Raw genomic sequence first — 20,077 nt, 5'->3', positions numbered from 1 at the left:
CGACATGCGCCCGAGCGCGACTGAGGCCCCCTGAGCGCGACCGACGCACCCCCGCGCCCGCCCCCCCCGCGCGTCACCTACACCCCCACGACACCCCAGCCCGACCAAGGCACCCCCACGACCGCCCCCGACCCGACCACCCCCCACCGGCACGAAACCCCACGGCACAAAAAACGGGGTACCCAAAGGCACCCCGTCCCGACGCCGCCGTACCCGCTACTCGTCGTCCTCGTCGTCCAGGCGGGCCAGCCACGTGGCCAGTCGTTCCACCGGGACCTCGAAGTCGGGGTTCAGGTCCACGAATGTCCGCAGCTGCTCGGCGAGCCACTCGAAGGTGATCTCCTCCTCGCCGCGCCGCTTCTCCAGTTCCTCGATGCCACGGTCCGTGAAGTACATGCCGTCAAGGATAAGTGGGCGGAAACGGCCGGGCCGCACCCCTCCGGAGAGGGGTACGGCCCGGTGACGTGCTGTCCGCGCGAGCGGCCGGCGGTTACGCCTCGAACACCTCACGCACCAGCTGCTCCTGCTCGGCCTGGTGGCGCTTCGCGGAGCCCACCGCCGGAGACGAGCTGTGCGGGCGCGAGATGCGCCGCAGACGCTCGCCGTGCGGGACGTCCGCGCCGACGGCCAGGTCCAGGTGGTCGATCAGGTTGAGCGCGATGAACGGCCACGCACCCTGGTTCGCCGGCTCCTCCTGGGCCCACAGGTACTTCTCGGCGTTCGGGTACTTCGCGATCTCCGCCTGGAGCTCGGCACCCGGCAGCGGGTACAGGCGCTCGATGCGGATGATCGCCGTGTCCGTGATGCCGCGCTTCTGACGCTCGGCCTCGAGGTCGTAGTACAGCTTGCCCGCCACGAAGACGACCTTGCGGACCGCGGCCGCGTCCACCGTCTCGTCGCCGATGACCGGGCGGAACTGACCCGACGTGAACTCCTCCGTCTTCGACGCGGCGGCCTTCAGACGCAGCATCGACTTCGGGGTGAAGACCACCAGCGGCTTGTGGTGCGGGTTGTGCACCTGCCACCGCAGGAGGTGGAAGTAGTTCGACGGCAGGGTCGGCATCGCGACCGTCATGTTGTTCTGGGCGCAGAGCTGGAGGAAGCGCTCGACACGGGCCGAGGAGTGGTCCGGGCCCTGGCCCTCATAGCCGTGCGGCAACAACAACGTCACACCCGACGTCTGGCCCCACTTCTGCTCGGCCGCCGAGATGTACTCGTCGACGACCGTCTGCGCGCCGTTGACGAAGTCGCCGAACTGCGCCTCCCACATCACGAGCGCGTCGGGGCGGGCCAGCGAGTAGCCGTACTCGAAGCCCATGACCGCGTACTCGGAGAGCAGGGAGTTGTAGACGTTGTAGCGGGCCTGCTCCTCGGCGAGGTACTGGAGCGGGGTGTGCTCCTCGCCCGTCTCACGGTCGATGAGGACCGCGTGGCGCTGGCCGAAGGTGCCGCGCTGGGAGTCCTGGCCCGACAGGCGGACCGGGGTGCCCTCCAGGAGCAGCGAGCCGACGGCCAGGGTCTCGCCCATGCCCCAGTCGATCGTGCCGTCCTCGACCATCGCCGCGCGGCGCTGCAGCTGCGGCAGCAGACGCGGGTGGACGTGGAAGGTGTCGGGGATGTTGACCTGGGACTCGGCGATCCGCTTCACGGTCTCGGTGGAGATCGCGGTGTTCACGGCGACCGGGAACTCGGCCTGCGGGTCGGAGACGGGACCGGCGGCCGGCTGGGCCGTGACGGCCTCGCGGACCTCGGTGAAGACCTTCTCCAGCTGGCCCTGGTAGTCCTGGAGCGCCTGCTCGGCCTCTTCCAGGGTGATGTCGCCGCGACCGATGAGGGACTCGGTGTAGAGCTTGCGCACCGAGCGCTTCTTGTCGATCAGGTCGTACATCAGCGGCTGGGTGAAGGCCGGGTTGTCCGACTCGTTGTGACCGCGGCGGCGGTAGCAGATGAGGTCGATCACCACGTCCTTGTTGAACGCCTGGCGGAACTCGAAGGCGAGCCGCGCCACGCGGACCACGGCCTCCGGGTCGTCGCCGTTCACGTGGAAGATCGGGGCCTCGATCATGCGGGCCACGTCGGTGGCGTACATGGAGGAGCGCGAGGACTCGGGCGCCGCCGTGAAGCCGACCTGGTTGTTGATGACGATGTGGACCGTGCCGCCGGTGCGGTAGCCGCGCAGCTGCGACATGTTCAGGGTCTCGGCCACCACGCCCTGGCCCGCGAAGGCCGCGTCACCGTGCAGGGCGACCGGCAGGACGGTGAAGTCCGTGCCGCCCTTGTTGATGATGTCCTGCTTGGCGCGGACGATGCCCTCGATGACCGGGTCGACCGTCTCCAGGTGCGAGGGGTTCGCGGCCAGCGAGACCTTGATCTGCTCGCCGTCCAGGCCCGTGAAGGTGCCCTGGGCGCCCAGGTGGTACTTCACGTCGCCGGAGCCGTGCATCGACTTCGGGTCGAGGTTGCCCTCGAACTCGCGGAAGATCTGCGCGTACGACTTGCCCACGATGTTGGCGAGGACGTTCAGGCGGCCGCGGTGGGCCATGCCGATGACGACCTCGTCCAGGCGCGACTCGGCGGCCGAGTCGAGGACCGCGTCGAGCAGCGGGATGACGGACTCGCCGCCCTCCAGGGAGAAGCGCTTCTGGCCGACGTACTTGGTCTGCAGGAAGGTCTCGAAGGCCTCCGCCGCGTTCAGCCGGCGCAGGATGCGCAGCTGCTCCTCGCGCTCCGGCTTGGTGTGCGGGCGCTCGATGCGGTCCTGGATCCACTTGCGCTGCTTGGGGTCCTGGATGTGCATGAACTCGATGCCGGTGGTGCGGCAGTACGAGTCGCGCAGCACGCCGAGGATGTCGCGCAGCTTCATCAGGGACTTGCCGGAGAAGCCGCCGACGGCGAACTCGCGCTCCAGGTCCCACAGGGTGAGGCCGTGCTCGGTGATGTCCAGGTCGGGGTGCTTGCGCTGGCGGTACTCCAACGGGTCGGTGTCGGCCATGACGTGGCCGCGGACCCGGTAGGAGTGGATCAGCTCGAAGACCCGCGCGGCCTTGGTGACGTCGTCGTCGTGGCTGGCGTCGATGTCCTTGAGCCAGCGGACCGGCTCGTAGGGGATGCGCAGGGCCTCGAAGATCTCGTCGAAGAAGCCGTTCTCGCCGAGCAGGAGGTTCGCGACGATCCGCAGGAACTCGCCGGACGCGGCGCCCTGGATGACCCGGTGGTCGTAGGTCGACGTGAGCGTCATGACCTTCGAGATGCCGAGCTTGTTCAGGGTGTCCTGGGAGGTGCCCTGGAACTCCGCCGGGTAGTCCATGGAACCGACGCCCATGATGACCGACTGGCCGGGCATCAGACGCGGGACCGAGTGGACCGTACCGAGGCCGCCCGGGTTGGTCAGGGAGACCGTGACACCCGAGAAGTCGTCCATCGTCAGCTTGCCGTCACGGGCGCGGCGGACGATGTCCTCGTAGGCCTGCCAGAACTCGAAGAAGTTCAGCGTCTCGGCCTTCTTGATGCCCGCGACGACCAGCTGGCGGTCGCCGTTGGGCTTCACCAGGTCGATGGCGAGGCCGAAGTTGACGTGCGGCGGCTTGACGAGGGTGGGCTTCCCGTCCTTCTCCGCGTAGTGCCAGTTCATCGACGGCATGGCCTTGATGGCCTGCACCATCGCGTAGCCGATCAGGTGCGTGAAGGAGATCTTCCCGCCCCGGGCGCGCTTGAGGTGGTTGTTGATGACGATGCGGTTGTCGAAGAGCAGCTTCACCGGGACCGCGCGCACGGACGTGGCCGTGGGCAGCTCCAGGGAGGCGTTCATGTTCTTCGCGACCGCGGCGGCGGGACCGCGCAGGGTGATCAGCTCGGGACCGTCCGCGGCGGCGGGCTCGGCCTTGGCCGCGGGCTTCGCGACGGCGGGCTTGGCGGCCTGGGCGGGCGCGGCCTTCGCGGGAGCGGCGGCCGGAGCAGCGGCCTGGGCCGGAGCGGCGGCCGCGGGCTTGGCGGCCGGAGCCGCGGGAGCAGCCGCGGCCGGGGCGGCGGCAGGCGCCGGGGCCTGGGCGGGAGCCGCCGGGGCGGGCGCCGACGCCGTGCTGGTGGTCTCTGCGGCCCCCGCGGCCGCAGTACCCGCCGGAGCCGAGGCGGCGGGCGCCCCTGGCTTGTAGTCGGCGAAGAAGTCCCACCAGGCTCGGTCTACCGAATTCGGGTCCTGGAGGTACTGCTGATAGATCTCGTCGACGAGCCACTCGTTCGGGCCGAACGCGGCAGCGGGGTTCTTGCCCGCTTGGTCTGCGTCGGTGGAGATGCTCGAGTTACTGGGGGACTGTGGCGACACGGCGGCAACCGCCCTCTTCCGCTTCACAAGGTGATGGACAGCGGAAATAAAGGCTACGCCCCCGAGACGGTGAAGGTCAGGCCGGGCCGGTCCATCGTCGTGTAAGTCACATCAAAGACCGGGTTTCGGGGGTGAAAATGGCGGGAAACAAGCGTGGTTCTGCCAGATGAATCCGCCTGAGGGAAGCGCCCAGCGGGGCTCTGCGCGACAGCGGCGCGGCCCTCTGCCTGATCACACGTGTCCGTCAGCGCGGACAGAGATGGATCTTGTGGCTCCGCTTCGAACTTTACGTCAACTTGGCACAGAGGGAAGTCCCGGAAGGGTGACAAGAATCCGGCAGCCCCGCTGGGATTCGGCCACACCGATCCGGCCGCCGTGCAGATCCACCGCCCAGCGGGCGATCGCGAGCCCGAGCCCGGTGCCGCCGTCGCTGCCCGGGCCGTGCGGCCGTAGGACCTGACCGCGGTTGAACCGCTCGAAGACCCGGTGCCACTCGGAGCGCGGAATGCCGGGGCCCTCGTCGAGGACCTCCAGCTCAAGGGATTCCGGCAGGGCCCCGCGCCGCGCCTTGACCGTGACCCGGCCGTGCGGCGGGCTGTGCTTGACGGCGTTGTCGATCAGGTTGGCGACGACCTGGTGGATGCGCTCCGGGTCGGCGTGCGCGGTCAGCTCCGGCGGCGACACGTCGAGGTGCAGATGCACGTCGTTGCGGGTGTGGCTGCCCGACCCGGAGGCGATGCCCGCGCGCGCGGTGGCGACCATGTTGGCCTCCTTCAGCACGCCCGAGAGATACGGCCACACCTCGAAACGGCGCTTCTTCAGCGGTACGACGCCGTTGTCGAGGCGGGACAGGTCCAGCAGCGTCTCCACCAGCCGGCCGAGCCGCTCGGTCTGCTTCAGGGCGGTGCGCATGGTCTCGGGGTCGGCCTGGGTGACCCCGTCGACGATGTTCTCCAGCACCGCGCGCAGGCCCGCGATGGGAGTGCGCAGCTCGTGGGAGACATTTGCCACAAGTTCCTTGCGCTGGCGTTCCTGGGCCTCCAGGTCGTCCGCCATGCGGTTGATCGTCTGGGCCAGGTCGCCCAGCTCGTCCCGGCGGTTCTCGCGGACCCGGCGGGTGTAGTCGCCGTGCGAGATGGACCGGGCGACCGCGTTCATGTCGTCCAGCGGCGCGGTGAGCGAATGCGCCACGAACTGCGTAATGAGCAGTGTGGCGATCATCGAGAAGACCGTGATGAAGCGCAGCTCGGTGGCTGTGCGCATCGCGATCATCATCAGCCCGGTGGTGATGAGGACCGCGATGACGACCAGCGCGCCCAGCTTGGTCTTGATCGAGAACGGGCTCACGCCACCCCAGGGTTCCTTGGCGCTTCTCCGGCCGGCCGGACCCTCGCTCATGGCGTCGGCGTCTCCAGGGCGTAGCCCACGCCGTGCACCGTGCGGATCCGCTCGGCGCCGATCTTCCGGCGCAGGGCCTTGATGTGGCTGTCGACCGTGCGGGTGCCGGAGGCGTCCGCCCAGTCCCACACCTCGGCGAGCAGCTGCTCACGGGAGAGCACCGCGCGCGGGGTGTTCGCCAGGCACACCAGCAGGTCGAACTCGGTGGGGGTGAGGTGGACGTCCTCGCTGCGCACCCGGACCCGGCGCTGCGCGTGGTCGATCTCCAGCTCGCCGAGCCGCAGGATGCCGCTTCTGGGCGTGGCGGCGGCCAGCGCGGCCCGCTCGACCCGCCGCAGCAGGACGTGCACGCGCGCGGCCAGCTCACGCATGGAGAAGGGCTTGGTCATGTAGTCGTCGGCGCCGACGCCGAGCCCGACCAGCATGTCGGTCTCGTCGTCCCGCGCGGTGAGCATCATCACCGGCACCGGCCGGGCGGCCTGCACACGGCGGCAGACCTCCAGACCGTCGAAGCCGGGCAGCATGATGTCGAGGATCAGCAGATCGGGCTGCCAGGCCTCGGCCGTGTCGACCGCCGACGGACCGTCGACCGCCGTTTGCACGAGGAATCCCTCGGCGCGCAGGCGGGTCGCGATGGCGTCGACGATCGTCGGATCGTCCTCGACGACCAGGACCCGGCGCTGTGCGCCCGGAGTAGCCGTCGTGCCGTTCTGGGAGGTGTGTGTCTGCTCCATCGCCCGCCCCTGGGGAGTGCTTTCCGGAACCATGTGGGGTGATTCCTTGTCTGCGCATGACTGCGATTGACGCTTGAATGATCGGCGTAGGGAAGCAGAGTACGGGGAGTCATCACCCCTTTGCTATCCAGGTCGGACGGCGAGATGTACGACGTCGGGTACGCCCCGGGCAACGGGGATCTCCTCGGTACGTACCTGTTGGAACCCGGCATTTGCTAGGGATCCCTCAAATTCCGCTGAGGGCTGCGCGGACCACACGGCCAGTACCCCGCCCGGCTTCAACACCCTTGCGCAGCTTGTGAGTCCGGTAGGGCCGTACAGGCCGTGGTTGCCGTCCGTGACCGTCCAGTCGGGGCCGTTGTCGATGTCGAGGCACAGCGCGTCAAAAGTGGCGCATGTCTCATTGACGAATCCGACTAGATCCGTTTCCAGAATGTTCGTCCGCGGATCGGCCAGAGCCGCCGCGGAGAGCGTCGAGAGCGGCCCCGAGCGGTGCCAGTCGATGACGGCCGGCTCCCGCTCCACGACCGTGATCCGGCCCCAGCGCGGATTCGCGGCGGCGTGTGCGAGCGAGAAGCCGACGCCGAGGCCGCCGATGAGGACGTGCGGGTCCGGTCGGTCGTCGAGCGCACCGAGCGCCGCGTCGACGAGCAGGCGCTCCGAGCGGCCGTCGGAGGTGTCCATCAGGAAGCAGCCGTTGGCGATGATCTGGAGCAACTCGCCGTGGCGCCGCAGGACGACCTCCCCGTAGGGGCCCTCGCGACGGTCCAGGACTTCGGGGATGTCGTACGAGGTGGGCATCGGCCCATCCTGGCAGGAACGGCGTGCGGGGCGGGACTTCTTGAGAAGTCACTGTGAATCAGCGCCGAGGTGGCGCGGGTCACAGACAGCGGGTGGGTCGGGCGCGAAGGCTGGGGTGAAACGGAAGGAGCAGCTCACCTTGGACCGGACCGCGCCGACGGCTCCTCCCGACCCGACCGGGCCGCCCCCCTCGGTCGTGCCCGCTCCGGACGCCTGCTTCCCGGATGTGGCCGGGCTGCTCGACGGGATGCCCCGGCAGCGGAGCGGGGCGCCGGCGGTCACCGGCAGGCCGCGGGAGGCGGCAACGCCCGTACCCGTCCGCCGGGTTCGCACCCCGCGGCGCATGGGGCGGCTGTTTCCCACGCCCACCGGGACCCCGTTCACTTTCGGCTACGGCGCCGTCCTGGCCGTGGTCTCGCTCGTCTCGACGCAGCTGGACCCCGCCCTCGTGCACACCCTGCACCAGGGCTCCAGTACCGACGTCGCGCACCTGGTCCGTACGCCGGTGCAGGTGCTGCTCGCCAGCGCTCTGTGGATCGCGGGCGGCATCCTGTCGCCGTACGCCATCGCCCTGTTGTTCGTCCTCACGGCGCTGGAGCGAAGGATCGGCGGGGTCCGCGCGGCCGCCGTCTTCCTGCTCGGCCATGTCGGCGCGACCCTCGCGACGGAGGTCCCCATCGGCGTCGCGGTCCTGGCCGGGCACCTTCCCGCCTCCTCGCTGCACCGCCTCGACTACGGCGTCAGCTTCGGCGTCGCCGCGAGCCTCGGCGCGCTCACCGGGCTGCTCGGGCCGTGGCTGCGGTGGCCGCTGCTCGCCCTGTTCACCTGGCCACTGCTGACCGCCCTGCTCGCCTTCACCGACCCGTTGACGGATTGGGGCCACCCGATCGCCCTCCTGATCGGCGTCTCGACCTGGCCGCTGGTACGGCGGTGGCACCGGGCACGGCTGGTACTTCCCGACGGCGAGGGCTGTTCGGCGAATTGAGCCGGCTGTTTGGGACGCCGGCGCCGGACGCTCCGGCTCCCGCGACGCCGACATGACCCGCCGGGCGGGCCCCGGGGTCGCCGCGCGACCGCCCCCTTCGCCGACGCCGCCGTCCCCCTGCGTCCCGGCGCGGTCCGGCAGGCTCCTCGCCGGGTCCAAGAGCGTGCGTACGTCCCCGTTCGCGCGGCCGGGCCGGGGCCGCCAACGGGCTTGGCTTGCGCGGGCATTCTCCGTGTGCGCCGACGCCGCCGTTCCCCCTGCGTCCCGGCAAGCGTGCGTACGTCCCCGTCCGCACGCCGGGCCGGGGCCGCCAACGGGCCTGCCCTGCGCGTGTGTTCTCCGTGTGCCGCGGTCAGCGGTCCGACGGTGTCCAGACGTACGGCGTCGTCGTGGTCACCGCGTGGAAGCCGAGGCGGCGCAGGATGGGCGCGCTGTCGTCCGAGGCGTCCACGTGGAGATACGTGACCCCGCGGGACACGGCGAGAGCCGCGCGTAGGGCGACCAGGGCGCGGTAGATGCCCCGCCCCCGCCACTCGGCGAGCGTGGAGCCGTCCCACAGGCCGGCGAACTCCGTGCCCGCCCGGAACACCAGCCAGGCCGCGCACACCACCTCGCCGTCCGCCTCGGCGACGTACACCGCGATCTCGTCCGGCGCGGCGGCGACCCGGCCGATCAGGTCGTCGGCGAGCCAGCTCCGGTCCTGGCCCCACACCTGCGACTCCATCGCGGCGATCCGGCGCATGTCCGCGTCGGCCGTGACCCGGCGCACGGTCACACGGTCCGGCAGCGTGGGTTCCCCTACGGCCATCTCGGCGGCCCGGCCGATCAGCACCGTCTCCCGTTCCTCGGGCACGAAACCGGCCGCGCGCAGCCGCTCGGTGAGGTCGGCCGGGGTGTCGTGGGCCCGGGTCTTCCACTCCAGCGCCTCGCCGCGCGCCGCGAAGAAGTCGCGCTGGCGGGCGATGAGCTCGTCGAGCGCGTCACCCTCGACGCCGAGGTCGCGCGGACCGCTCACGAAACCGCGGAACTGGCCGACGATCCGCAGCAGCGGTCCGTCCTGCTCGTAGGTCATCCCGGCGGGCGGGGTCGGGGGAGAGCCGCGCATCTGGTCGTCGTAGGCGGAGAGGAGGGGGCGTATGTCCACCGTGGTCACGCTCGACGGGCCTTTCGGTTGGCGTGGCTGTCCTGGTTGTACTGGCTGCCTGGCTGTGCCTGGTCGGCGTCCCGCACGGGCGGGAAGAGAGCGGCGCGGTCGGGTGTTGCCCACCAAGCGGTCCCTCCGGGTGCCGGGGCGATCATCGGTGCAGCATGACAGAGGCCGGGCCGCGACCGGGTCCCGCGGGCGGTGACGGACGGTCACCCGGCGTCCGGTCCCACGAACTTCGCACTGGTGAGCGGAGCCTCCACATGCCAGCCCAGAGACTCGTACAGACCACGGCCCGCCGGGGTGCCCGCCAGTACGCCGGTCTCCGCCCCCGTGGCGGACGCCGCGGTCTGGAGGGTGCGCATGACGAGGCTGCCCAGCCCGCGGCGCTGATGGGCGGCCACGGTCTCGATCTGGTCGAAGACGGCGGTGGCGCCGGTCGGGGCGACCTGGCCGCGGGCCGCGAGGGAGCCGTCGGGAGCGGCGACGAGCACGCGGGTCACACCCCCGACGGCCCAGGTGCGCAGCCGGTATCCGTGCGGGGCGACGGTCCGGTGCGCCGAAGCGGTCAGCGGGACCGTCATCAGGAACCCCGGCTCGGGATCCACCCACCAGCCCTCACCCAGCCAGTTCCCGACGGTCCCCGGTCCCTGGAACACCTTCAGCCACACCCCGGCCCCCGTCACTCCGTCCGCGACCTTGCGCACGGCCTGCTCGTCCACATCGTCGCCCAGGGCGTCGAAGACATGCCGCGAGACCTGCGCGATCTGTCCCACGTCCACGGTGAACCCCCACGGCTCACGCTGCGGCGGGGCGGCCCCGCGGGACACGACCCAGCCGTCCACCCATGCCTGTACGACTCCGTCCACCGGACCCCCTGTAATAGTCGCTTTGCCTTCTCGCTTATTACCGGTTTCACGATAGGTGTCGGGGGTTCCGCCGCGACAGCGGTGATCGCCCACAGCGAACAGGGAAGCGAGTGGGGAACATTCGAAAGTCCCCGGGCATTGAGTCGGCATAGCTCAACTTGACTGCCGAAGGGGAGATCATGGCTTCGACGTCCACACCGCTCACTCTGCCTGTGCTGCCGCTCGACGACGAGGTCGTGCTGCCCGGAATGGTGGTGCCGCTGGACCTGAACGACGCCGACGTCCGCGCCGCGGTGGAGGCCGCCCAGGCCGCCGCCCGCTCGGAACCCGGCAAGCCCAAGGTCCTGCTGGTGCCACGGATCGACGGGACCTACGCGAGCACCGGTGTGCTCGGCACCGTCGAGCAGGTCGGCCGACTGGCCGACGGCGACCCGGGTGCCCTCATCCGCGGCCGGGGCAGGGTGCAGATCGGTGCGGGGACCACCGGCCCGGGCGCCGCCCTGTGGGTCGAGGGGACGACGGTCGACCAGACCGTCCCCGACCCGCTGCCCGGTCACGTCACCGAACTGGTCAAGGAGTACAAGGCCCTCGCCACCGCCTGGCTGCGCAAGCGCGGCGCGTGGCAGATCGTGGACCGCGTGCAGGCCATCGACGACGTGTCCGCCCTCGCCGACAACTCCGGTTACTCACCCTTCCTGACCACCGAACAGAAGGTCGAGCTGCTGGAGACCGCCGACCCGGTCGCCCGCCTCAAGCTCGCCACCCAGCAGCTGCGCGACCACCTCGCCGAGCAGGACGTCGCCGAGACCATCGCGAAGGACGTCCAGGAGGGCGTCGACAAGCAGCAGCGCGAGTTCCTGCTCCGCCGTCAGCTGGAAGCCGTCCGCAAGGAGCTGCGCGAGCTCAACGGCGAGAAGGACGGCGAGGAGTCCGACGACTACCGCGCCCGCGTGGAGGCCGCCGACCTGCCCGAGAAGGTGCGGGAGGCCGCCCTCAAGGAGGTCGACAAGCTGGAGCGGTCCTCCGACCAGTCCCCGGAGGGCTCCTGGATCCGCACCTGGCTGGACACTGTCCTCGAACTGCCGTGGAACGAGCGGACCGAGGACGAGTACGACATCCAGGGCGCCAAGGCGGTCCTCGACGCCGAGCACGCGGGCCTCGAGGACGTGAAGGAGCGGATCACCGAGTACCTGGCGGTGCGCAAGCGCCGCAGCGACCGGGGCCTGGGTGTCATCGGCGGGCGGCGCGGCGGTGCCGTGCTGGCGCTCGTCGGCCCGCCCGGCGTCGGCAAGACCAGCCTCGGCGAGTCCGTCGCGCACGCCATGGGCCGCAAGTTCGTCCGCGTCGCCCTCGGTGGCGTCCGGGACGAGGCCGAGATCCGCGGACACCGCCGTACGTACGTCGGCGCGCTGCCCGGACGGATCGTGCGGGCCATCAAGGAGGCCGGTTCGATGAACCCGGTCGTCCTGCTCGACGAGATCGACAAGGTGGGCTCCGACTTCCGCGGCGACCCCGCGGCCGCCCTCCTGGAGGTCCTGGACCCGGCGCAGAACCACACCTTCCGCGACCACTACCTGGAGGTCGAACTCGACCTGTCCGACGTGGTGTTCCTCGCCACGGCGAACGTCCTGGAAGCGATCCCGGAGGCCCTGCTCGACCGTATGGAGCTGGTCCGCCTCGACGGCTACACCGAGGACGAGAAGGTCGTCATCGCCCGTGACCACCTGCTCCCGCGCCAGCTGGAGCGGGCGGGCATCGACAAGGACGAGGTGACCCTGGAGGAGAGCGCGCTGCGCAAGCTCGCCGGCGAGTACACCCGCGAGGCGGGCGTGCGCACCCTGGAGCGCTCGATCGCCCGGCTGCTCCGCAAGGTCGCGGCACAGCACGAACTGGGCGAGCGGGAGCTGCCGTTCACCATCGGCGCGGACGACCTGCGGGCCCTGATCGGGCGCCCGCACCACGTGCCCGAGTCGGCGCAGGACCCGGCCGAGCGCCGTACGGCGGTCCCGGGCGTGGCGACCGGACTCGCGGTCACCGGAGCGGGCGGGGACGTCCTCTACGTGGAGGCGTCGCTGGCCGACCCGGAGACCGGTGCGGCGGGTCTGACCCTGACCGGCCAACTGGGTGACGTGATGAAGGAGAGCGCGCAGATCGCGCTGAGCTTCCTCAGGTCGCACGGCGCCGAGCTGGAGCTGCCGGTCGCCGACCTCAAGGACCGGGGCGTGCACATCCACTTCCCGGCGGGTGCGGTCCCGAAGGACGGCCCGAGCGCGGGCGTCACGATGACGACGGCGCTGGCGTCGCTGCTCAGCGGCCGCCTGGTCCGCACGGACGTGGCCATGACGGGTGAGGTCTCGCTGACCGGCCGGGTACTGCCGATCGGCGGTGTGAAGCAGAAGCTGCTCGCCGCGCACCGCGCCGGGGTGACGACCGTCATCATCCCGAAGCGCAACGAGGCCGACCTGGACGACGTCCCGGCGGAGGTGCTGGACAAGCTCGACGTCCACGCCGTCACCGACGTCCGCCAGGTCCTGGAGCTGGCGCTGTCCCCGGCGACGAACGGGGCGGCGCCGGAGGTTCCGGTCGCGGCGTGACGGACGCGATCGGATGAGGTGAAGGCCCGGGTTCTCGTAAGGGAGGCCCGGGCCTTCGCCGTACGCGGGGGCTGATCAGCCCTTGGCGAGGGCCTGCACCCGGTCGAGGGCCCCGTTGAACTTGTCGTGGTCACCGACCGTCGGCCCGGAGGACGTGTACTGCCACATCGTGTACGTGCTCCACCCGGCCGGCAGGGTGCCCGCGGTCGAGGCGTAGCGGGCGATCCACAGCGGGTTGGCGGCGAAGCCGGCGTAGTTGCCGGTGCACTGGGACCACCAGCTGGTGGACGTGTAGATGACGGCGTTGCGGCCGGTGCGGGCCTTGTACTGGTTCAGGAAGTCACGGATCCAGCTGACCATCCCACTGGCGGTCTTGCCGTAGCAGGAGTCGCCGTACGGGTTCCACTCGATGTCGAGGGTGCCGGGCAGGGTCCTGCCGTCGGCGGACCAGCCGCCGCCGTGGTCGACGAAATAGTTGGCCTGCGTTGCGCCGCTCGTGGTGTCCGGCGTCGCGAAGTGGTAGGCACCGCGGATCATGCCGACGCCGTAGGAGCCGGTGTACTGCTGGGAGAAGTAGGGGTTCGTGTAGTACGTCCCCTCGCTCGCCTTGTTGTAGGACCAGCGGACTCCGCTGTTCCACAGGGTCGTCCAGGAGACGTTGCCCTGGTAGCTGGCCACGTCGACGCCCTCGGTCTGGGCGGCACGGGTGCCGGTGGGCAGACCGCCCTGGCCGTCGTGGGCGACGACGCCCATGCCCATGCGGGCGGTGCCGCGCGGTGGGGTGGTGGGGGCGTTGGCCGTGGCCTGGGCGCCGGTGCTGTCGGCGGCGTCGGGCGACTGCGCGGCCGACGCCGGGGCTATGGGCACCAGTGCGCATACGGCTATGAGGGCGCCGGCGAGGAACAGGCGCCGTGGGCGGGGGGATCCGGGTCTGTGCACGGGCATGGCGGGCCTCCGAAGGGCTCGGTGATGCTCGGTGGGGGAACACCCGGCCGGGGGTGTATGGCGTGGGCATGCCAGACATCGCCTGGTCAAGAAGCTACGCACGTCTGCGAGCGGCTGGGAAGAGGGACCGGCTGCTGCCGTTGGTCTAGCCCTGCGAAATACTTACGGAGCTGCGGCGAGGGCGCAATTTGGCGGAAACTTTCAGGACCGGGAAATCCGAGGCAGGGGCTGACGTGCACGAAGACGGAAACGGCGGCGCGGGCCGGGGCGGGACCGACGCCCCGCCGAGCGGTGTGGACCAGCCGGGGTTCCTCGCGCTCGAACGCGAGTTGACCGTCCTGCTGCGGCGCGCCCGGGCCAACCAGGGGGAGATGGCCCGCGAGGTCCACCCCGACCTGGAGTCGGCGGCGTACGGGCTGCTGGTCCGTCTGGATGAATGCGGCCGCCAGCGGGCCACCGAGCTGGCCGGTTACATCGGGGTCGGCAAGGCCACGATGTCCCGTCAGCTGCGTGCCCTGGAGGAGCTGGGCCTGGTCGCCCGCGAACCGGACCCCGCCGACGGCCGCGCCTGGCTGGTCGACCTCACCGAGGAGGGCCGCACCCGAGTCCAACGCGTCCGCGACGCCCGCCGAGCCCGCTACGCAGGCCGCCTGGCCCACTGGAACCCCGAAGAGGTCACAGAACTGGCCCGCCTCCTGCACCAGCTGAACCGGAACATGGAGAAGTAGACCCACCGGCCGTCACCTGAACGGACGGGCCGGTCGGGTGGCCCGCCTCGGCCGGCCGAGTCGCCAGACGCCGGCCGACCACACCCGGGTGAGTCACCCCTCACAGCTCCGCGTACACCACCGTCGCGTCGTCGTGGGTCTTGCTGCGTCCCAGATACGTCCGCGCCTCCGCGTCGGCCTGCTCCAGTTCTCGGACCCTGTCCACCAGCGCCTGGGCCCCCCGCTTGCGGACGAACGTGAAGCAGTCGGTCCAGTTGCCCTGCTCGAAGCGTTCCACCCAGCGCGCCGCGCCGTCCGTGAGCGCGGTCAGGGTGCGGACCTGCGCGCGCTCCAGGGAACCCGTCACCGCGCGTGCCGCCACCGAAGGATCCGCGGCCGCCGTGAAGAAGCCGCCTTCCTTGTTGCGGAGGTTGGCGTCGATCAGCGCGTCCGTGGCCAGCGCGGCGCGCGGCAGACGCGCCAAGCGGTCGTCCAGCACCGGCGTCACCACCCCGTCGGGCGACTCCACCAGCAACGCCGAGTCGGACAGCACCAGGTACTCCACGGCCGACGGCGACCACCGCGCCATCACCACCGTCGCCTGGGGCGTACGCGGGTGAGAAAGGTCACAACCTTCACCGTGTGACCGAGCTGTGCGCACGATGGCCCCGGACAGCACCTCGACCAGCGGAACATCCATGAGCGAAACGGCCAGTTCGGTCAGCGCCCCGCCGAGCCGCGCCGTGAACCAGGGAACCGAATGCAGACACCCCGTGCCACTCCGCGGTGGCGTGACCCCGTCGAGCGCGACCAGTACTCCGCCCCGCCCGGACGCGGGCAGGGCGACACTCGCGAAGTCCTCGTTGGGCCGCTGGACATCACCGGGTTCCGAGACAAGTTCCGTACGCATTCGGCCAGTCTGCACGACCCCTTCACAAGCTTCGTCAAAGCCCGCCAACGGTCGCGGAATTGACGCAGTCGCGCAGGTCAGACGCCCTGTTTAGGGGGGAATGGCGCACTCCGGGCCGGCGTGGTGGCGAATATTGCCACCGGTTCTCCCCGGCGTCCAACCGGCCCACCGCACCCGACACGCGCGCGTGCCCCAGGAACTTGCCCGCCAACTCCCCAACGGGGTTCACTCCTTCGGGTGGCGGCTCAGGTGATGCTCGCCCACCGCCCACCGGCGCTGGGAGGGTCGGGAATCGTACCCCGGTGTGCACACCAGTTGACGGAGCGTCACTCCGGGCCCATGGGTATCACGAGTTCAGGAATGCGAGCAGCGGTGCAGAAGACGCGGCCTCGTCGCACAGGCAAGCAGACGGCCTCCGGCCACGGCACGGAGCCCACGTCCGGCGCCCCCGAGACCCCCGTCGGCAAGGGCCGCCCCACCCACGTCCGCACCCGGCTGATCCTCGCCGTCGCCGTCGTGGCCGCCGCGATCGCCGGAGCCGGTGCCCCCTCCCTCGTCACCGCGTCCTCGGACCTCCACGACTCCCAGGACCTGGTGACGCTCGCCGAGCAGACCCAGGACGCCCTCGACCTCGCCCACGCGCTCGCCGACGAACGCGACGAGGTCACCCCCTACATCGCGGCCGGCCGCCCCAAGTCCAAGGCACCCGGCGAACAGTCCAGCGCCCGCGTCGACCGCCAGGTCGAGGAACTGCGCACCGACACCGACCTCTCCCCGGCCCTGCGCGGCGACCTCGACGCCATCGCCGCCGTACGGCGCTCCGCGCTCACCGGCAAGTCCACCGCGCTCGAAGCACACAACGCCTACTCGGCCGCCATCACCGAGCTGCACCGCCTCGCCGAGAACCTGGCCGCCCAGACCCCGCCCCGCGCGGGCTCCGGCGGCTACGCCCTCGCCGAGCTCGACTCCGCCGTACAGCAGGCCGCCGCCACCCGCGGACTGCTGCTCGCGGCCCTCAGCGTGCCCACGACGACCCAGAGCGTCTACGACCCGATCACCGGCCTGACCACCACCAAGAAGGTCACCTCGGCCGCCGACGCCAAGCAGCGCGACGCGCTCAGCGCCGCCGCCCAGCAGGCCCGGCTGCGGTCCGACGCGGCCCTCTCCGACTTCCAGGAGTCCGCGCCCGCGGCCGCCAAGGCCAGCTACGACTCCACGGTCACCGGCCCCGAGGTCAACTCCGCCGACCAGTACCTCGCGGCCCTCACCGCCCAGCCCAGCCTCTCCAACGGAGAGCTGGGCACCAGCACCACCAAGCTCGACGCGGCCCTCTCCGCCCGCGTCGACCTGATGCGCGGCGCCGAGTCGGCCCTCTTCGACCGCCGGGTCAAGGCGCTGGAACAGCTGCGGGACGACGACGTCACCGCGCTGGAGCTCCGGGTCGCGATCCTCGGCGCCCTGATGCTGCTCGCGGTGGGCATCGCCACCGCCATGGCCCGCACCCTCACCCGGCCCCTGTCCGTGCTGCGCCGCGGCTCCGCGCGGCTGGCCGGGGCAGAGGACCCCACCACCGAGGAAGCGGTCTCCTTCACCGGCCGCAACGACGAGTTCGCCCAGGTCGTCCGCTCCGTCAACGCCCTGCACGCGCACGCCGTCGCGCTCGCCGAGCGGATCACCACGCTGGAGGCCGACCGCAAGCACCTGGTCGGCCAGCGCCAGAAGATGGCCGACGCCCGCGAGCAGCTCAAGGGTGAACTGGCCGAGTCCGCAGCCCAGTTGACGCGACTGCGGGAGACGATCGGCGCCACCTTCGTCAACCTCGCGCTGCGCACCCTCGGCCTCGTCGAGCGGCAACTCGCCGTCATCGAGAACCTGGAGGAGCGCGAGCAGGACCCCGAGCGCCTCGCGACCCTCTTCAAGCTCGACCACTTCGCCACGGTCATGCGCCGCCACAGCGAGAACCTCCTCGTCCTGGCCGGCACCGAACACGTCCAGCAGAGCGCGGGCCCGGTCCCGCTGGTCGACGTCGTACGGGCCGCCGTCAGCGAGATCGAGCGCTACGAGCGGGTCCGTATCGCCGCCCTGCCGCCGCACGCCCATGTGGCCGGCTTCGCCGCGGACGACCTCTCCCACCTGCTGGCCGAACTGATGGAGAACGCCACCGCGTTCTGCCCGCCCGACCTGCCCGTCGAGGTCTCCGGCTGGCTCCTGGAGAGCGGTGAGGTCATGCTCTCCGTCCAGGACGAGGGCATCGGCATGACCGCCGAGCGCATGACGGCCCTCAACTCCCGCCTGGCCGACTTCGATCCCGAGGCCGCCTACGAGTCGTACGACGAGGGCGAGGAGGGGCTCGGCCTGGGTCTGTACGTCGTGGCCCGCCTCGCGCACCGGCACGGCGTCCGCGTACAGCTGCGCGAGCAGAAGCAGGGGGGCGTGGCCGCGGTCGTCGTCCTCCCCGGAACCCTGCTCACCGCCGCACCCCCGTCCGCCGTACCGGCCGCCGACGCCCCGGTCAGCGGCGCCGGCCACTCCTTCGCCCTCCCGGGCGCGGACGCGGAGGCCAACTCCAACGTCCTGAGCGGCCGTTCCCAGGGCGACCCGCTGGTCACGCTGGCCGAGCAGGCCGTACGCGAGCAGACCGCGGAGTCCCCGGCCGACCAGGCCGCACGGGAGCGGACGGCGGAGTCCCCGGCGGAGCAGGCCGTGGAGTTCCCGGTCGAACACGCCGTGGAGTCCCCGGCCGAGACGACGATGGAGCTGCTGGCACCGGTACCGGCCCAGGACGAGCCGGAGCCCGTACGCGACGAGCCCGAGGCGCGTGAACCCGCCGCCGAGGCCGAGACGGAACACACCCGCGCCGACGAGGAGCCCGTCACCGACAAGGGCCTCCCCAAGCGCACGCCCAAGATCACCGCACCCACCGCCCCGGCCCCGCGCCGGCGCAACGCGTCCGTGGATGCCGAGGCACTCCGCCGCAGGCTGGGCGGCTTCCGTCGGGGGGCGGAGGCCGGTCACCGGGACGTGGCGGCCGAGATCGAGGAACGGACCGGCGAGACCAAGCTGCCGGCCCCGGAACACCGCACCGCATCCGAAGAAGCCACGGGGGGCACAGTCGAGGAGGCAAGCAGTTGACCGCGCCCAGTACCTTCGGACTGAGTCGTGAAGCCCGCAATCTCCACTTCCTGCTCACCAACCTGGTGGAGGAGGTCCCCGGCGTCCAGTCCGTCGCCGTCGTCTCCTCCGACGGCCTGCTCCTGCTCTCCTCCGACGCCGAGCGGAACGCCGAGGCACGCGAGGCCAGGGACGGGAAACCCGCGGGCCCGCGCGGCTCGTCGGCCGACCTCGCGACCATCGTGTCCGGCATCGGCAGCCTCACCCTCGGCGCCGCCAAGCTCATGGACTTCGGCTCCACGAAGCACACCATGATCGCGATGGACGACGGCAGCCTGTTCGTGATGTCGATCAGCGACGGCTCGCTGCTCGGTGTCCACGGCTCCGCGGACTGCGACATGAGCGTGGTGGCGTACCACATGGCCCTGTTCGTCGGCCGCGCCGGACACGTCCTGACCCCCGAACTCCGCAGCGAGCTACGGCAGTCGCTGGAGCACGAGGGGACGGGGAGCGCTCGATGACGAACCGGCCCGACCTCCCCGTCCGCGGCGGCGACCGCAAACCGGCCCGCGTCCGGCCGTACTCCCTCACCGGCGGCCGCACCCGCTTCGGGCACGTCCTCCTGGTCGAGACGTTCGTGGCGAGCACGGCGGCTCTCGAAGCGCCCGAGGAGCGCAAGGAGCTGACCAACGGCTCGCTGAAGTCGGTGATGCCGGAGCTGCGGGCCATCGTCGAACTGTGCCGCCGGATGCGCACGGTGGCCGAGATCGCCGCGCTGCTGAAGATGCCGCTCGGCGTGGTCCGGGTGCTCCTCAGCGACCTCGCGGACCAGGGAAAGATCCGTGTGTACGGCACCGGTACCGCTCACGGTACGGGCCGTCCCGACCGCGCTCTGCTGGAAAGGGTGCTGAGTGGACTCCGTCGCCTTTAGGGACCTCGCTCTCGAGGACACCGACGACAACCTGAAGTCCTGGCAGACGGACCGCACCCGGGCGCCCGTCGCCACCAAGATAGTCGTGGCCGGCGGCTTCGGCGTCGGCAAGACCACCCTCGTCGGCACCGTCTCGGAGATCGAGCCCCTCCAGACGGAGGCGCTGATGACCGAGGCCAGCGAGCAGGTCGACGACCTCACCGGCACCCCGGAGAAGGTCACCACCACCGTGGCCATGGACTACGGCCGCATCACGCTCGACGACGACCTGGTCCTCTACCTCTTCGGCACCCCGGGCCAGGAGCGGTTCTGGTTCATGTGGGACGACCTGGTGCGCGGCGCGATAGGCGCCGTCGTCCTCGCGGACACCCGCCGCCTCAAGGACTCCTTCCCCGCGCTCGACTACTTCGAGAGCTGCGGACTGCCGTACGTCGTCGCGGTCAACCACTTCGACGGCAGCGAGCTGTTCGACCCGCAGGACGTGCGGGAGGCGCTCACGGTCCCCGCGCACATACCTGTCATGATCATGGACGCGCGGCGGCGGATCTCGGTGATCGAGACGCTCCTGTCCCTCGTCGGCCACGCGCTGGACGTCACCCCCGAGTAGCCCCGGTCCACAGCCCCGGT

General features: G+C 71.1%; 16 protein-coding genes. 7 read left to right on the top strand and 9 right to left on the bottom strand.

Annotated features, from left to right (window positions below; translation table 11 throughout):
- Positions 1-216: 216 nt before the first annotated feature.
- The 5 genes from OHN19_RS13860 to OHN19_RS13840 form a co-directional block, all read right to left on the bottom strand.
- A complete protein-coding gene (locus OHN19_RS13860) occupies positions 217-396 on the bottom strand; it encodes a DUF6104 family protein (RefSeq protein WP_028420339.1) in 180 nt (59 codons plus the stop codon).
- Between the two features lie 94 nt (positions 397-490).
- The gene (locus tag OHN19_RS13855; RefSeq protein ID WP_330264488.1) at positions 491-4,321 is read right to left on the bottom strand and encodes a multifunctional oxoglutarate decarboxylase/oxoglutarate dehydrogenase thiamine pyrophosphate-binding subunit/dihydrolipoyllysine-residue succinyltransferase subunit; all 3,831 of its coding nucleotides are present in this window, start codon (positions 4,319-4,321) and stop codon (positions 491-493) included.
- Between the two features lie 291 nt (positions 4,322-4,612).
- Positions 4,613-5,719: a HAMP domain-containing sensor histidine kinase gene (locus OHN19_RS13850; RefSeq protein ID WP_330264487.1), complete on the bottom strand. Its 1,107-nt coding sequence runs from the start codon at positions 5,717-5,719 to the stop codon at positions 4,613-4,615.
- Entirely contained in the window at positions 5,716-6,453 is a 738-nt protein-coding gene (locus OHN19_RS13845; RefSeq protein WP_123765170.1) for a response regulator transcription factor, read from the bottom strand. The genes OHN19_RS13850 and OHN19_RS13845 overlap by 4 nt, the downstream gene beginning before the upstream one ends.
- A 123-nt stretch (positions 6,454-6,576) precedes the next feature.
- A complete protein-coding gene (locus OHN19_RS13840) occupies positions 6,577-7,254 on the bottom strand; it encodes a spermidine synthase (protein WP_330264486.1) in 678 nt (225 codons plus the stop codon).
- A gap of 139 nt (positions 7,255-7,393) precedes the next feature.
- Between OHN19_RS13840 and OHN19_RS13835 the strand changes: the two genes are divergently transcribed.
- The gene (locus tag OHN19_RS13835) at positions 7,394-8,239 is read left to right on the top strand and encodes a rhomboid-like protein (protein WP_330264485.1); all 846 of its coding nucleotides are present in this window, start codon (positions 7,394-7,396) and stop codon (positions 8,237-8,239) included.
- A gap of 352 nt (positions 8,240-8,591) precedes the next feature.
- Here the strand turns inward: OHN19_RS13835 and OHN19_RS13830 are convergent, their stop codons facing one another.
- Positions 8,592-9,344, bottom strand: a complete 753-nt coding sequence (locus tag OHN19_RS13830) for a GNAT family N-acetyltransferase (RefSeq protein WP_419249576.1) — start codon at positions 9,342-9,344, stop codon at positions 8,592-8,594.
- A 251-nt stretch (positions 9,345-9,595) separates the two neighbouring features.
- Complete coding sequence (locus OHN19_RS13825) at positions 9,596-10,252, bottom strand: GNAT family N-acetyltransferase (RefSeq protein WP_330264483.1); 657 nt, start codon at positions 10,250-10,252, stop codon at positions 9,596-9,598.
- Between the two features lie 179 nt (positions 10,253-10,431).
- On the opposite strand from OHN19_RS13825, the gene lon reads away from it, so the two are divergent.
- Entirely contained in the window at positions 10,432-12,846 is a 2,415-nt protein-coding gene (lon, locus tag OHN19_RS13820; protein ID WP_330264482.1) for an endopeptidase La, read from the top strand.
- A gap of 75 nt (positions 12,847-12,921) precedes the next feature.
- Here the strand turns inward: lon and OHN19_RS13815 are convergent, their stop codons facing one another.
- Positions 12,922-13,791: a lysozyme gene (locus OHN19_RS13815; RefSeq protein ID WP_330264481.1), complete on the bottom strand. Its 870-nt coding sequence runs from the start codon at positions 13,789-13,791 to the stop codon at positions 12,922-12,924.
- Positions 13,792-14,024: 233 nt separating this feature from the next.
- Here OHN19_RS13815 and OHN19_RS13810 point away from each other — a divergent pair, with 233 nt between their 5' ends.
- Entirely contained in the window at positions 14,025-14,519 is a 495-nt protein-coding gene (locus tag OHN19_RS13810; RefSeq protein ID WP_330264480.1) for a MarR family transcriptional regulator, read from the top strand.
- 100 nt (positions 14,520-14,619) lie between these two features.
- Here OHN19_RS13810 and OHN19_RS13805 read toward each other — a convergent pair whose 3' ends face one another.
- Complete coding sequence (locus OHN19_RS13805; RefSeq protein WP_330264479.1) at positions 14,620-15,408, bottom strand: hypothetical protein; 789 nt, start codon at positions 15,406-15,408, stop codon at positions 14,620-14,622.
- Between the two features lie 372 nt (positions 15,409-15,780).
- On the opposite strand from OHN19_RS13805, the gene OHN19_RS13800 reads away from it, so the two are divergent.
- Genes OHN19_RS13800 through OHN19_RS13785 form a run of 4 tightly spaced genes read left to right on the top strand, consistent with a single transcriptional unit; the run spans position 15,781 to position 20,057 of the window.
- Positions 15,781-18,540 (top strand): nitrate- and nitrite sensing domain-containing protein, encoded by a 2,760-nt coding sequence (locus OHN19_RS13800; RefSeq protein WP_330264478.1) that lies wholly within the window; start codon positions 15,781-15,783, stop codon positions 18,538-18,540.
- Positions 18,537-19,040, top strand: a complete 504-nt coding sequence (locus tag OHN19_RS13795) for a roadblock/LC7 domain-containing protein (RefSeq protein WP_330264477.1) — start codon at positions 18,537-18,539, stop codon at positions 19,038-19,040. The genes OHN19_RS13800 and OHN19_RS13795 overlap by 4 nt, the downstream gene beginning before the upstream one ends.
- Positions 19,037-19,450 carry a DUF742 domain-containing protein gene (locus OHN19_RS13790; RefSeq protein WP_330264476.1) on the top strand — a complete coding sequence of 138 codons (414 nt, stop codon included), beginning with the start codon at positions 19,037-19,039 and terminating at the stop codon, positions 19,448-19,450. The genes OHN19_RS13795 and OHN19_RS13790 overlap by 4 nt, the downstream gene beginning before the upstream one ends.
- Positions 19,431-20,057, top strand: a complete 627-nt coding sequence (locus OHN19_RS13785; RefSeq protein ID WP_020136614.1) for a GTP-binding protein — start codon at positions 19,431-19,433, stop codon at positions 20,055-20,057. Before OHN19_RS13790 ends, OHN19_RS13785 begins: the two co-directional genes overlap by 20 nt.
- The last annotated feature ends 20 nt before the right edge of the window (positions 20,058-20,077 follow it).

The sequence above is a fragment of the Streptomyces griseorubiginosus genome (genome assembly GCF_036345115.1).
GTDB lineage: Bacteria > Actinomycetota > Actinomycetes > Streptomycetales > Streptomycetaceae > Streptomyces > Streptomyces griseorubiginosus_C.
The sequence above is the reverse complement of the archived record's forward strand: the minus strand, read 5'-3'. Positions and strand labels throughout refer to the sequence as shown.